A 13,671-nucleotide genomic window follows, 5' to 3' on the forward strand; every position below is an offset into this window, starting at 1 on the left:
CGCCGTCGCACGGGCTCTCCGCGCTCCACTCTATGACCGCCGTCATAGCGTGAACTATTATGACCGCCGTCATGAACAACGGCGATGGTGACGGTCCGGCCTCGCCGGGGGACGGAAACGGCGGTGCATCGTGGCCTACGTGGGTTTCGTCGGGCTCGGGGTCATGGGGCAGCCCATGGCGCTCAACCTCGCCCGCGCCGGAACACCTCTCGTGGTGTGGAACCGGACGCCCGGCCGGGCCGAACCCCTGCATGCCGCCGGGGCCGAGGTCGCGGCGGGCCCGGCCGAGGTCTTCGCCCGGGCCGACGACGTCGTGTTCCTGATGCTGGCCGACGAGACGGCCGTCGACGCGGTACTCGGCCGCGGCACCCCGGACTTCGCCGCGCGGGTCGCCGGACACACCGTCGTCCACATGGGCACGACCTCGGCCGAGTACTCGGCCGGCCTCCAGGACGACATCCGCGGCGCGGGCGGGAGATACGTCGAGGCCCCGGTCTCCGGTTCCCGGGTCCCGGCGGAGCAGGGCGAGTTGGTGGGCATGCTCGCCGGGGACGCCGATGCCGTGTCAGCCGTACGACCGCTGCTCGCGCCGGTGTGCCGGGAGACGTTCGGCTGCGGTGCGGTGCCGGGCGCCCTGCTCATGAAGTTCTCGGTGAACCTGTTCCTGATCACCCTGGTCACCGGGCTCGCCGAGGCGTTCCACTTCGCCGACCGGAACGGGCTCGACCAGCGGCTGCTGCGGGAGGTGCTGGACGCGGGACCGCTGGCCAGTTCCGTCTCCCGGACGAAGGCGCCCAAGCTGGTGGGCCGGGACTTCGGTGTACAGGCGGCGGCCGCGGACGTGCTGAAGAACAACCGGCTGATCGCGGAGGCCGCCCGCGAGGCCGGACTGGCCTCCCCGCTCCTCGACGTCTGCCACGCCCTCTACGACGAGACCGTCGCGCAGGGGCACGGCGGCGAGGACATGGTGGCCGTGGTGCGCGCGCTGGAGGCCAGGACCGAGGGCGCGGCACCGTCCGGAGACCGCAGCGCCCCGACGGAGAGCGGCAGCTGAGCGGGGCCGGACGGCCGTCCGCGCTACGGGTGCCGGGGTCGGGTCACCAGGAGGTGTGCGTCTGCGACTGCTGCGCCTGCTGCTGTGCCGGGAACACGGAGTCGCCGCCGAACAGCGGCGCGGGGGCGGGCGCCGGCGCTCCCGTCTCGTCGTCGCCGAGCATCATGTCGGGGTCGAACATGACGATGACGGCGGCGATCAGCAGGACGACGAGCGGGCCGGCGAGCATGACCAGGAGGAACGCGACCAGGTCGGCCGAGGACTGCGCGGACGCGGCCTGGTGGGTGAGGTGCACGGAGACCGCGGCCATGCCGGTGTAGTGCATGCCGGTCACGGCCACACCCATGACCAGGCTCGCGCCGAGGCTCGCCCACAGCGCGTGGATGGAGACCGCCGCCCACAGCGCCGCGGTGGCCGCCCCCACGGCGATCACCACGGACAGCACGACGGTCACCGGGACGTAGTGAAGGGTGCCGTTCGTCTGGATCGCGGCCATCCCGAGGTAGTGCATGGCCGCCACGCCGAGTCCGGTGACCGTGCCCGCGACGGCGAGGTTCAGCGGTGAGCCGCCCCGGTAGCCGACCAGGAACACACCTATGGCGACCACCACGATCGCCACGAGGAGGCTCAGCAGCGTCTTCGTCGTGTCGTAGTTGACCAGCGCGCCCTGGACGCTGAAGCCGATCATGGCGATGAAGTGCATGGTCCATATGCCGCAGCCGATGGACACCGCGCCCATGGCCAGCCACCGGGCTCTGTGCTGCGGGCGGCGCAGCGAACGGGTCGTGCAGCGCAGCCCGAGGGCCGCGCCCAGGCAGGCCATCAGGTAGGCGGCGACAGGTGTCACTGCGCCGTAATAGAAGTCGGAGACGGTGGCGGTCATGCAGGGTTCCCTTCACGTACGTGACGGCGGGCGGCACCGCAGCAGCGGTGGCCGGCACGGTGACGTGCGCACGTGTCCGCCGGACCGGCCACGGAAACCGCCGGGCCTCGCCGGGCGCGGACCTCCGGTCGGGAGGCCGCGGGGACACAGGGTGCGCCACGGCAGGGGCGCGCGCGGATCGACCACTCCCGCCCCTGCCGCACGTTCGTACCGGCTCGGCCGGGCGGACAAGCACGAACGTGCGGAAATCCTGCGAACGGAGACAGGACACGGGGAACCGAACGGTCGAGTTCAAGCCACCAGGCCGAGTTGTGCATGATTCAATCACGGCGTACACACATTTCCTGCACAACCTGGATAGCTGTTAGCCGAATCGATACATCGTCACCACTGCCCATAAAGCCCACCAACGTGGCGAGTTCACCCTCCGGCGGAGTGCGTCGCCTTCCCGTCCGCGGCCCGGATCCGATCGTGCAGATCCTTGAGCGCGGTGACGTAGATCTCCGAGAACGTGGGGAACGGCTGGATCGTGTCGCGCAGCACGTCCAGCGGGATCCGGGCGCGCACGGCGAGGGTGGCCTGTTGCAGCCACTCCCCCGCCTCCGGGCCGAGGGCGTGGGCGCCGGTGAGCACCCGGCCGTCGCTGAGCAGGGTGAGAAACCCGTTGGCGTCGGCGTAGGCACGGGTGTAGGCCGCCGTCTTGGCCACCCCGGAGATCGGGACCGTGGCGCTGAACCGTGCCTCGTTCGCGCCGACCGACGCCGCCTGCGGGTCGGTGTACACCACGCGGGGCACGGCCGTGTAGTCGGCCTCGCGGGGTTCACCGAGGATGTTGGCCGCGACGATCTCGCCCTGGTACTTGCCGACATGGGTGAGCATCCAGAGCCCGGTGGCGTCGCCGACGACCCACAGCCGCTCGGCGGCGCGCAGCCGTGAGTCGACCGGAATGCCGTGCTCGTCGGCCTTCACGCCCACCGTGTCCAGGCCGATGTCGTCGACGCGCGGGCGGCGCCCGGTGGCCACGAGGAGGCGGTCGCCGCGCAGTTCCCGTCCGTCGTCGAGCGTCAGGACGTAGTCCTCGCCCTCGCGCCGGGCGGCGACCGTCCGCGGTCCGAGCACCAGCTCGACCCCGTCGCGGCGCAGCACCTCGCCGAGCGCCTCGCCCACCGGCCGGGGCTCGCGGGGCAGGACGTACGAGCCGTGGGCCGTCATGACCACCTCGCCTCCGAGTCGGCGTACGGCCTGGGCCATCTCGACGCCGACCGGTCCCGCGCCGAGCACGATCAGCCGGTGCGGGACCGCCTTCATGCCCGTCACCTCGCGGTTGGTCCACACGCCCGTCAGCCCGGCCAGGCCCGGGACCGGCGGCATGATCGGTGCCGCCCCCGTGGCCACGACGACGTGCTCGGCGGTGTGGCGGGCCCCGGCCACCACCACGACACCCGGTCCCGCCAGGCGGCCGGTGCCCCGCAGCAGATCGATGCCGTTGTCGGCCAGCCAGCGTTCCTGGCCGGCGTCGGAGTAGTCCGACACCATGAAGTCCCGCCAGGCCAGGGCCTGTTCGACGTCGACCTCGGCGCTCGCCGCGGCCTCGCGGGCGCCGTGCACGGCCTCGCCCGGGCGGAGCAGGGTCTTCGACGGGATACAGGCCCAGTACGAGCACTCGCCGCCGACCAGTTCGCGCTCCACGAGGGCGACCCGGAGTCCGCCGTCCGCCAGGGCGCCGGCACAGTGCTCACCGGGTGATCCCCCGCCGATCACGATGACGTCGTAGTCGTAGTCATGATCGCGGTCGTGGCTCATCGGTTCGTCCTCCTCGGCCGGGGGCCGCCCTCGCTCGGGTGTCAGGTCGGCAGCTCGGTACCGGCCTGCTCACTCACCATGTACCGCGCGTACCAGTCGGGCCAGTCCGGGTCCTCCGCGCCGGTGCGTGCCTCGTGTTCGCCGTGTGCCGCGGCGGCGCGGCGCAGGGCGCTCGCCAAGTCCCCGGCGGAGGCGAACGTCGTGGCCGCGGGGTCCAGCCGGCCCGGGAGCCGGGTGGTGATCTCCTGGAGGATCCAGCCGTTGCCGTCCGGGTCACTGAACGACACGAAGGAGCCGTAGCTGCTGCGCTTCGGGTCCGGTCCGGGCACCCGGGCGTCGGTGCCGGCGTGGTGGAAGACGCCGCCCTCGTCGTGGAAGACGTCGCTCGGGTCGGCGCCGACCCGCTTGAGTTCGTCGTGGGCGGCGTCGATGTCGTCCACGATCAGGTGCAGGCCCTGGGCCGAGCCCGGTGCCTGCGCCGTGACCGAGGTACCGAAGATCACCGAGGCGGGCGAGCCCGGCGGGGTCACCTGCACGACCCGGAAGTCCTCGCCGGTGGCGACGTCGGCGTCGAGCCGCCAGCCGAGCGCCGTGTAGAAGTCCTTGGCCCGGTCCACGTCCCCGACCGGCACCACGAGGACTTCGAGCTTCATGTCCATGAGCTGCGCCTCCGTTCTCGGACGAACTGCCGACTCCTCCAGAATCGCCGCTACGGACCCGATCCGCGCCGGGGAGTCGGGCCCCTCCGCGCATTCGGAGACGATCGGCGTCCGGAACGGGACGGTCGAACGCCTCCGGGAACCGCGCGCGCCTGCTGCAACCGGAGCGCCGGGCGTCGTCGTCAGAACCCCTAACTACGCATGTTTCTCAGGGCAGTTGGCAACCAAGAACGTTGATGTGCGCCACACTCGTCCCACGGGTGCGGGCATCAGGGGCGGGAGTGATGCATGGCCGGGTGGAGACCAGTCTTAGCGGCGACCGCGGGGGCGTTGCTGCTGGCGGGATGCAGCGGCGGGGCGAGCGGCGGGCCGAAAGCGGAGGGGACGCCGAAGGAGGGGGCCGGTACCTCTCCCTCGGCCTCGGCATCGTCCGTCAACGAGCCGTACACGCTCGCCGAGGACCGGGCGCCGAAGACGCGGGCCGAGGCGGTCGCGTTCGTTCGTGAACTCACCGTCCGCCCGGACTACTTCGGCACCGGATACCGCGAACGCGATCCCTTCGAGAGCGACCCGGCCGAGTGGGCCGTGCTCGGCGAGGACTGCCTGTGGCGGCGCGAGGCGCTGCCCGGGACCGTGCTGGCCAGTCTCACGCGGATGTACGAGCTGCCGGCGAAGGGCGGCAAGGGGCCGGTGTACGTGTCGCTGACCGTCACCGTGCACCAGGACGTCGTGTCGGCGCGGCGCGACATGGCCGGGTCGCTGGAGGAGGCGCTGCGCTGCCCCGGGCAGCAACTGAACGCCACCGACCGGGTGCTCGACCTGTTCTCCCGGGCCGACGCGTTCGCCGACGCGCGGTCCGTGATCTCCGACGACGACCTGACGGAGAGCGGGAACTGGGCCGCCGACGGCGGCAAGGCGCATCCCTTCGACTGGTACAAGTTCCGGATGGGGCCGGTCACCGTGGCCGCGACCACGCGGCACGGCTCGGGCCGGACCGAGGCCGAGGACTCCGCCGTCACCACCGACATGGGCAAGGGAATGACCTTCGTCGCGGCGAGCATCGACAGCAAGGGCAGGGCCGGCGAGACCGCCGAACCCACCGGGACGACGGGGGCGGGGCAGTGAGCGAGCCGCTGCGGTCCTCCGACCCGTCCCGCATCGCGGGGTTCCGGCTGCTGCGGCGGCTCGGCGCGGGCGGTATGGGCGTCGTGTATCTCGGGCGCACCGACACCGGGGCGCTCGCCGCGGTCAAGGTGATCCGGGGCGAGGGTGCCGGGGACGACGACTTCCGGGCCCGGTTCGCGCGGGAGGTGGAGCTGGCGCGGCGGGTGGACAGCCCGTGGGTGGTTCCCGTCCTGGACGCAGACGCCGAGGCGCGCGAGCCGTGGCTGGCCACCGTGTTCGTGCCCGGGCCCTCCGTCGCCGAGGCGGTCGCCGCGCACGGCCCGCTGCCGTCGCGGGCGGTACGTGTCCTGGGCGGGCTGCTGGCCGGAGCGCTGGACGCCGTGCACACGGCAGGGCTCGTCCACCGGGACGTCAAGCCGGGCAATGTCCTGCTCGCCCTCGACGGGCCGCGCCTGATCGACTTCGGCATCGCGCGCGCCGCCGACGACACGGCGCTGACCGCGTCCGGGCTCGTGGTCGGCACCCCGGGGTTCCTCGCCCCGGAACAGGCGGACGGGCAACCCGCCACGTCCGCGAGCGACGTCTTCACCCTGGGCTGCGTGCTGGCGTACGCCTCGACCGGTGCTCCGCCCTTCGGCACCGGGACGCCGGACGCCCTGATGTACCGCACGGTCCACGGCGAGCCCGAACTCTCCGGTGTGGAGGGCGAGTTGCGGACCCTCGTGGAACGCTGCCTGGTCAAGGACCCCGACGCGCGGCCGACGGCCGACGACATACGGGGTCTGCTCGCCGACGACGCTCCGGACGCCTCCGGCGGCTGGCTCCCCGACCCCGTCGCCCGGATGGTCGCGGCACGGGCCGCCGAGAGCCTCGCCTTCCCGGACGTCGAGCCCACGGTCCTCGACGATCCGGCCGTCCCCGTCCGGCACCCGGGCCGGCGCCGTCTGCTGCTGGCCGGCGGTGCGCTGCTGCTCGCGGGCGGCGGGACCGGAGCGGCGGTGTGGGCGTCGGGGGACGACGAGAAACCGGCCGCGAGCCCAGCACGTCCCGTGTACGTCCTCGGCGTGCACACCACCGGCGGAGCGGCCGAGGCCGCCGTCAGCCGGGCCTCGGAGCACGCCGCCCGCCTCGCCGTCGCCCAGCACAACGCCACGCCGAAGCGCTCCTACGACCTGAAGGTGAAGGTCCTCGCCGACAAGGGCGACGCGGACACCGCGCGGGCGGTGGCACGCGAGTTCACCGCCGACCGGAACGTCGTCGCCGTACTGGGACCGGTCGCCGAGATTCCCATGCGGGCGGCGCCGGCCGTGTACGGTGCGGCCGGCCTGACCCACGTCTCCAGCAGCACGGGCCAGCAGGACTACTTCGTGACCTCGCCGAAGACCTCGTTCCAGAGCGCCCCCGCCCACGGCGCGCTCGGCGGCTGGATCGCACTGCACGCCTACATCACCCGGCAGGTGGTGCCGGCCGGCGTCGTGATCGACCGGGCCGGGGGCTCGCCCATGCAGGACGAGGGCACCCAGCTGGTCAGCAACTGGCGCAACGTCCTCAAGAGCGAGGTCGTGCCCCGCGTGGTCGCCGAGGACACGGACGACGGCCCGAAGACGGTGCGTGACGTGCTCGCGGCCGGTGTCAAAGCCTTCGTGTATCTGGGCGCCCTGGACGCCACCGTCCGCACGGCCCGGGAGCTGGCCACCGCCGGTTTCACCGGACCGCGCTGGATGCAGCACCAGCTCTACGGCTCCGACTTCCCGCGCCTCGCGGGCGCGGCGGGCGAGGGCTGGTACGTGGTGACGGACGCCGTGGACCCCTCCGCGCTGAAGACGAAGCGGGCCGAGGACTTCACCGCGGCCTGGCGGAAGCGCTACGGCAGCACACCGGAGCCGTACGCGACCGAGGCGTACGACAGTGTGAGGATGCTGCTCGCCGAGTTCGCGCACACGGTCCCGGCCGGGGCGCGCAGGCGGCCGGTGCGGGCCGATCTCGCCGTGCGGCTGGCGAAGGTGAAGTACCAGGGCATCGCCCGCACCTACGCCTTCGGTGACTTCCACCAGTACGACAACAGCTCGACGGGCTGGGCGGACGAGACCTTCGTCCACGAGGTCCGCGGCGGGCGGTTCCGGCAGCTGGGATCGCTCGGCGATCTGAACCGCGCGGCGCAGAGCCAGGGCTGAGGAACGGACGACGGGGAAACGGAGGCGGCTGTCGTGGAACGGCTCCTGCCCGCCGATCCGTCCCTGATCGGCGGGCACCGGCTCGCCGGACGGCTCGGTGCGGGTGGCATGGGCGTCGTCTATCTGGCGCGCTCGCCGCACGGCGCGTGGTGCGCGCTGAAGGTGATCCGCGCCGAGTACGCCGACGACCCCGGCTTCCGCGCCCGTTTCCGCCGTGAGGCCGAGCTCGCGTCGCGCCTGACAGGCCGGTGGACCGTGCCGGTCGTCGCGGCCGACGCCGAGGCCCGCTCCCCGTGGCTCGCCACCGCATACGTGCCCGGCCCGTCCCTCGCCGAGGCGGTGGCGCTGCGCGGACCCTGGCCCGAGGCCCAGTTGCGCGGGCTCGGTGCCGTGCTGGCCGAGGCGCTGGACGGGGTGCACGCGGCCGGGCTGGTCCACCGGGACGTGAAGCCCGCGAACGTGCTGCTGGCCGCGGACGGGCCGCGGCTGATCGACTTCGGGATCGCGCGGGCCGTCGGCGCGACCGCGCTCACCACGGACGGTTCCGTCGTCGGCTCCCCCGGCTACCTCTCCCCCGAGCAGGCCCGTGGGCTCACCGTCGGCCCGCCCAGCGACGTCTTCTCCCTCGGCTGCGTCCTCGCCCATACGGCCACCGGCCGCCCGCCGTTCGGCACCGGCGGCGCGGCGGCCGTGCTGTACCGGACCGTCGGCGAGGAACCGGACCTGGACGGCGTACCGGATAGCCTCGCCGAAACCGTACGGCGTTGTCTGGCGAAGGAACCGGAGCGCCGCCCCAGCGCCTCCGAACTCCGCGACGTCCTCGGCGAGTTCACCGTGGCGGAGTGGCTGCCCGAAGGGCTGCCGGCCCTGGTCGCGGCCCGTGCCGCACGCGTCCTCGACCTGCCCGTTCCCGACCCGACGATGCTCGCCGGGCCCGCCCCGGTGGACGCGCCGCCCTCGCCCACCCGGCGGCGGCTGCTGGTCGCGGGGGCCGCGCTCGGTGTCACCGCGGTGGCCGGGGCGGGCGCGTGGTGGGAGTGGGGCCGGTCCGCCGGGTCGGCGAACACCGGTTCCGTACGGCGCTCGCGCCATGTCCTCGCCCTGCTCGGCAGCCCGGACGACCCCTTCTTCACCGACCACGGGCGCGGCGCCCTCCTCGCCGTCGAGCAGCACAACCGGGACGCCGAGCGAACCGTGGACCTCGTCCTGCGCACCGCCGACGACACCGGCACCGCGAAGGGCACCGCCGCGGCGGCCGCCCGGCTGGCCGCCGACCCGGACGTGTCCGTGGTGATCGCCGCGGGCCCGAACGCGACGGTGCCCGCCGCCCTGGACCCCTGTGCGAAGGCCCGGCTGACCCTGCTGGTCACCCGCGCCGACACCGACGCCCTCGACACCGCCAACGTCACCAGCACGCTCGTGCTGCGCGCCACCCGGACCGTCGGCCCGTTCGCGGCACTGATCTATCTGAACCGGGTCGCCAAAGCCGCCCGCACGGTGATCGTGCACGACCTGGCCACGGAGGCGGAGAGCCTCGCCACGGTCCGCATCACCACCGTCTACGGCAAGCTCGACGGCGAGACGTCGGTGGAGGAGGTCGCCCCGGACGAGGACTTCACCGCTGCCGCCCGCCGTATCGCGGCCCGCCCCCACGACGCCGTCTTCTTCGGCGGGGTGCGCCCCGACCGCGCCGCCGCCTGCGCCCGCGCGCTGCGGGACGCGGGCCACCAAGGTGCCCGGGTCGCGGGCGAGCACGTCCTCGGCGCCCCCTTCCTCGCTGTCGGCGCGGACTGGCGGATCGGCACGAGCTACACCGACGCCGACTCCGACCCCCGTACCAAGGCGTTCGCCGCCGCGTTCCGCACCCGGCACGGACACGCGCCGGGACCTTGGGCGGCCGAGGCGTACGACGCCGTCCGGTTCGCCGCCCACGGCCTCGCCTCCGTCGGCGACGACGGCCGCACCGCCCTGCGCTCGGAGCTCCTGCGCCGCCCCTGGCAGGGCATCACCCGCCTCATGAGCTTCGACGCCTCCACGCAGTATTTCGTGACGGGCGACGACGGCGGAGGGTTTCTGTACCGGGTGTCCGGCGGAGCCGCCCGCTTCGTGGCGCGCTCCGCCGACATCGGCAAGAAGACGTGAGCCTCACACAACTCCCTTTGATTGCAAGGTAGCTATGTGCCGGTCACCCGCCGACGTACGCCGCCAGATGCTCGCCCGTGAGCGTCGACCGCGCGTCGACCAGGTCGGCGGGCGTCCCCTCGAAGACGATCTTTCCGCCGTCGTGTCCGGCGCCGGGGCCGAGGTCGATGATCCAGTCGGCGTGGGCCATGACGGCCTGGTGGTGTTCCACGACGATGACGGACTTGCCGGAGTCGACCAACCGGTCCAGCAGGCCGAGGAGTTGCTCGACGTCGGCGAGGTGGAGGCCGGCGGTGGGCTCGTCGAGGACGTAGACGCCGCCCTTCTCGGACATGTGGGTGGCCAGCTTGAGGCGCTGGCGTTCGCCGCCGGAGAGGGTGGTGAGGGGCTGGCCGAGGCTGAGGTAGCCGAGGCCGACGTCGGCGAGGCGGGTAAGGATCTTGTGCGCGGCCGGAGTTGCCGCCTCACCGGCGCCGAAGAACTCCTCGGCCTCGGTCACCGACATCGCGAGCACCTCACTGATGTCACGCCCGCCGAAGTGGTATTCGAGGACCGACGCGTCGAACCGCTTCCCCTCGCACTCCTCGCACGTCGTGGCCACGCCCGCCATCATCGCCAGGTCGGTGTAGATGACGCCTGCGCCGTTGCACGTGGGGCAGGCGCCCTCGGAGTTGGCGCTGAAGAGGGCCGGCTTCACGCCGTTGGCCTTGGCGAAGGCCTTGCGGATCGGTTCGAGGAGTCCGGTGTACGTCGCCGGGTTGCTGCGGCGTGAGCCGCGGATGGCGCCCTGGTCGACCGACACGACGTTCTCGCCGACCGGGATCGACCCGTGCACCAGCGAGCTCTTGCCGGAGCCCGCGACTCCGGTGATGACGGCGAGGACGCCGAGCGGGATGTCGACGTCGACGTCCTGGAGGTTGTTGGCCCTGGCGCCGCGGATCTCCAGCGTGCCGGTGGGCTTGCGGGTCGACTCCTTCAACTTGGCCCGGTCGTCGAAGTGCCGGCCGGTGATGGTGCCGCCGGTGCGCAGCCCCTCGACGGTGCCCTCGAAGCAGACGGTGCCACCCGCCGTACCGGCCCCCGGGCCGAGGTCGACGACGTGGTCGGCGATCGCGATGGTCTCCGGCTTGTGCTCGACGACGAGCACGGTGTTGCCCTTGTCGCGCAGGCGCAGCAGCAGGTCGTTCATGCGCTGGATGTCGTGCGGGTGCAGGCCGATGGTCGGCTCGTCGAAGACGTACGTCACGTCGGTGAGGGAGGAGCCGAGGTGGCGGATCATCTTCACGCGCTGTGCCTCGCCGCCCGACAGCGTGCCCGCCGGCCGGTTCAGCGAGAGATAGCCGAGCCCGATCTCGACGAACGAGTCGAGAGCCTGCCGCAACGCGGTGAGCAGCGGCGCGACCGACGGCTCGTCGAGGCCGCGCACCCACTCGGCCAGGTCGCTGATCTGCATCGCGCAGGCGTCCGCGATGCTGACGCCGTTGATCTTCGAGGAGCGGGCGCCCTCGTTGAGGCGGGTGCCGTCGCAGTCGGGGCAGGTGGTGAAGGTGACGGCCCGGTCCACGAACTCGCGGATGTGCGGCTGCATGCCCTCCCGGTCCTTGGCGAGCATCGACTTCTGGATGCGCGGGATCAGACCTTCGTAGGTCATGTTGATGCCCGCGATCTTCATCCGGGTCGGCTCGCGGTGGAGGAAGTCCTGGAGTTCCTTCTTGGTGAACTTGCTGATGGGCTTGTCGGGGTCGAAGAAGCCCGACTCGATGTAGAGGCGCGAGTTCCAGCCGCCGCCCGTGTAGCCGGGCACCGTGATGGCGCCTTCCGCAAGGGACTTGGAGTCGTCGTAGAGCTGGGTGAGGTCGAGGTCGGTGACCGAGCCGCGGCCCTCGCAGCGCGGGCACATGCCGCCGGTGATGCTGAAGCTGCGGCGCTCCTTGACCTTCTGTCCGCCGCGTTCCATGGTGACCGCGCCGGCGCCGCTGATCGAGGCGACGTTGAAGGAGAACGCCTTGGGCGAGCCGAGGTACGGCTTTCCGAGGCGGCTGAAGAGGATGCGCAGCATGGCGTTGGCGTCGGTGGCGGTGCCGACGGTGGAGCGGGGGTCGGCGCCCAGCCGCTGCTGGTCGACGATGATGGCGGTGGTCAGCCCGTCGAGGACGTCGACCTCGGGGCGGGCCAGCGTCGGCATGAAGCCCTGCACGAAGGCGCTGTACGTCTCGTTGATCAGCCGCTGCGACTCCGCGGCGATGGTGTCGAACACGAGTGAGCTCTTGCCCGAGCCGGAGACACCGGTGAACACCGTCAGCCGGCGCTTCGGGATCTCGATGCTGACGTCCTTGAGGTTGTTCTCGCGCGCCCCGTGCACACGGATCAGGTCGTGGCTGTCGGCGGCGTGCAGCCCCGGCGACTGCGTATCCGTCTTCGTGGCCTTGCTCATCGTGCGTTCCCTCCGTTTGCGCCAGGTCGCCGAAAGTCGCTCGGCGGTCATCGCCTGGCTCGATCCAACCAGGCTTCGAGCGGTACGTCCGCTTCCGGTGCACGGTGCCGCACCTGGCAGTCACGCTAGGGGGAAGGCGTGGCCTCGCGCTTCTCGGATCCTGACCGGTCCGGCCCGCTCGCGCCGAGCCGCGCCCGGCGTACGTGGAGCAGGTGCCGGCCGAGCGCGACCACGGCCAGGGTGGCCACCAGGCCGGTCACACCCCGCCAGCCGAACCGGTCGTACGTCCGCACCCCGAGCCAGGAACCCGCGCTGCCGCCGAGGAACGCGCAGGTCATGTACGCGGTGTTGATACGGGCGCGGGCCTCGGGCCGGAGCGCGAAGATGCGGGCCTGGTTGGCGACCTGGCCGGACTGGACGGCGACGTCGAGCAGCAGCATGCCCGCGGCCAGGGTCAGCAGGCCGGCCGTGCCGCCCCCGGCGGCCGGTAGGAGCAGCGCCGCCGAGGCGATCGTGCCGAGCATGGCGAGGAGGCTGACCCTGTCGGGGCCTCGGCGGTCGGCCAGCCGCCCGGCCAGCGGCGTACTGAACATGCTGGCCGCGCCGACCAGTCCCAGGATGCCCACCGCCTGGGCGCCCATGCCGTACGTCGGTCCGGTGACGAGCAGGGTCAGCGTGGTCCAGGCGGCGCTGAAGCCACCGAAGACCATGGCCTGGTAGAGGGAGGAGCGGCGGAGGTCGGGTTCGGTGCGCAGCAGCCGGAGCGGGGCGGCTATCAGGGCCGGGTAGCGGTGCCGGGTGGAGGACGTGGTCGGCGGGACGACCCGGGAGAGGACCGCTGCCAGCACCAGGAAGACGACCGCAGCCACGAGGTACGGCGCCCGCCAGCCGAACCGTTCGCCGAGGGTGCCGCTGAAGGTACGGGCCAGGAGGATGCCGCCGATCAGGCCGCTGAGGAGGGTGCCGGTGACGGCTCCGCGGCGTTCAGCGGGTACGAGTCCGGCGGCCATCGGGATGATGATCTGGGGCACGACGGTCGTCACGCCGGTGACCGCGCTCGCGGCGACGAGCAGCGGGAGCGAGGGCGCGGCGCTCGCGCCGAGCAGTCCGGCGGCGGTGAGCACGAGCAGGGTGACGATCAGGGGGCGGTGCGGGAGCCGGTCACCGAGCGGGACGAGGAGGAAGATCCCGGCCGCGTACCCGAATTGGGCCGCCGTGACAACGAGGGCGGCCGAGGCGGCGGAGACGCCCAGGTCGGCAGCGACGAGCGAGCTGATCGCCTGCGCGAAGTAGATGGTCGAGGCGCCCACACCGCAAGCGAGGGACAGGACGAGGATCACCCAGCGGGGCACGGACACACCTCACGCGAGAACCGGTTTGACTGGTTCAGGTGACGG

Annotated in this window: 9 protein-coding genes; 4 read left to right on the plus strand and 5 right to left on the minus strand. The window is 72.6% G+C overall.

Features of this window, described 5'->3' with window-relative positions; translation table 11 throughout:
- The first annotated feature begins 130 nt into the window (after positions 1–130).
- Positions 131–1,054, plus strand: a complete 924-nt coding sequence (locus ACQHII_RS01640) for an NAD(P)-dependent oxidoreductase (RefSeq protein WP_427917458.1) — start codon at positions 131–133, stop codon at positions 1,052–1,054.
- 43 nt (positions 1,055–1,097) lie between these two features.
- On the opposite strand, the gene ACQHII_RS01645 is transcribed toward ACQHII_RS01640, so the two are convergent.
- The 3 genes from ACQHII_RS01645 to ACQHII_RS01655 all read right to left on the minus strand — a co-directional run bounded on the left by ACQHII_RS01645 (position 1,098) and on the right by ACQHII_RS01655 (position 4,399).
- Positions 1,098–1,937, minus strand: coding sequence for an MHYT domain-containing protein (locus tag ACQHII_RS01645; RefSeq protein ID WP_427917459.1), 840 nt, complete (start codon positions 1,935–1,937; stop codon positions 1,098–1,100).
- Positions 1,938–2,357: 420 nt separating this feature from the next.
- Positions 2,358–3,740: a dihydrolipoyl dehydrogenase family protein gene (locus ACQHII_RS01650; protein WP_427917460.1), complete on the minus strand. Its 1,383-nt coding sequence runs from the start codon at positions 3,738–3,740 to the stop codon at positions 2,358–2,360.
- 41 nt (positions 3,741–3,781) lie between these two features.
- Entirely contained in the window at positions 3,782–4,399 is a 618-nt protein-coding gene (locus ACQHII_RS01655) for a VOC family protein (protein WP_427917461.1), read from the minus strand.
- Positions 4,400–4,687: 288 nt separating this feature from the next.
- Between ACQHII_RS01655 and ACQHII_RS01660 the strand changes: the two genes are divergently transcribed.
- The 3 genes from ACQHII_RS01660 to ACQHII_RS01670 are packed head-to-tail and all read left to right on the plus strand — an operon-like array spanning position 4,688 to position 9,840.
- Positions 4,688–5,524, plus strand: a complete 837-nt coding sequence (locus ACQHII_RS01660; protein ID WP_427917462.1) for a hypothetical protein — start codon at positions 4,688–4,690, stop codon at positions 5,522–5,524.
- A complete protein-coding gene (locus ACQHII_RS01665) occupies positions 5,521–7,698 on the plus strand; it encodes a bifunctional serine/threonine-protein kinase/ABC transporter substrate-binding protein (RefSeq protein ID WP_427917463.1) in 2,178 nt (725 codons plus the stop codon). The genes ACQHII_RS01660 and ACQHII_RS01665 overlap by 4 nt, the downstream gene beginning before the upstream one ends.
- A 33-nt stretch (positions 7,699–7,731) precedes the next feature.
- On the plus strand, positions 7,732–9,840 hold the full coding sequence (locus tag ACQHII_RS01670; RefSeq protein WP_427917464.1) for a bifunctional serine/threonine-protein kinase/ABC transporter substrate-binding protein: 2,109 nt from the start codon (positions 7,732–7,734) through the stop codon (positions 9,838–9,840).
- A gap of 43 nt (positions 9,841–9,883) precedes the next feature.
- Here ACQHII_RS01670 and ACQHII_RS01675 read toward each other — a convergent pair whose 3' ends face one another.
- Together ACQHII_RS01675 and ACQHII_RS01680 are read right to left on the minus strand one after the other, a co-directional pair.
- The gene (locus ACQHII_RS01675) at positions 9,884–12,274 is read right to left on the minus strand and encodes an ATP-binding cassette domain-containing protein (RefSeq protein ID WP_427917465.1); all 2,391 of its coding nucleotides are present in this window, start codon (positions 12,272–12,274) and stop codon (positions 9,884–9,886) included.
- Between the two features lie 125 nt (positions 12,275–12,399).
- Positions 12,400–13,632: an MFS transporter gene (locus tag ACQHII_RS01680; protein ID WP_427917466.1), complete on the minus strand. Its 1,233-nt coding sequence runs from the start codon at positions 13,630–13,632 to the stop codon at positions 12,400–12,402.
- Between the last annotated feature and the right edge of the window lie 39 nt (positions 13,633–13,671).

Source organism: Streptomyces sp. cg40 (assembly GCF_050320165.1).
In the GTDB taxonomy this organism is placed as follows: domain Bacteria; phylum Actinomycetota; class Actinomycetes; order Streptomycetales; family Streptomycetaceae; genus Streptomyces; species Streptomyces hokutonensis.

Coding starts and splice junctions, on each gene's coding strand:
- ACQHII_RS01660 (WP_427917462.1), top strand. CDS start 4,688: ATGGCCGGGTGGAGACCAGTCTTAGCGGCGACCGCGGGGGCGTTGCTG.
- ACQHII_RS01655 (WP_427917461.1), bottom strand. CDS start 4,399: ATGGACATGAAGCTCGAAGTCCTCGTGGTGCCGGTCGGGGACGTGGAC.
- ACQHII_RS01650 (WP_427917460.1), bottom strand. CDS start 3,740: ATGAGCCACGACCGCGATCATGACTACGACTACGACGTCATCGTGATC.
- ACQHII_RS01675 (WP_427917465.1), bottom strand. CDS start 12,274: ATGAGCAAGGCCACGAAGACGGATACGCAGTCGCCGGGGCTGCACGCC.
- ACQHII_RS01645 (WP_427917459.1), bottom strand. CDS start 1,937: ATGACCGCCACCGTCTCCGACTTCTATTACGGCGCAGTGACACCTGTC.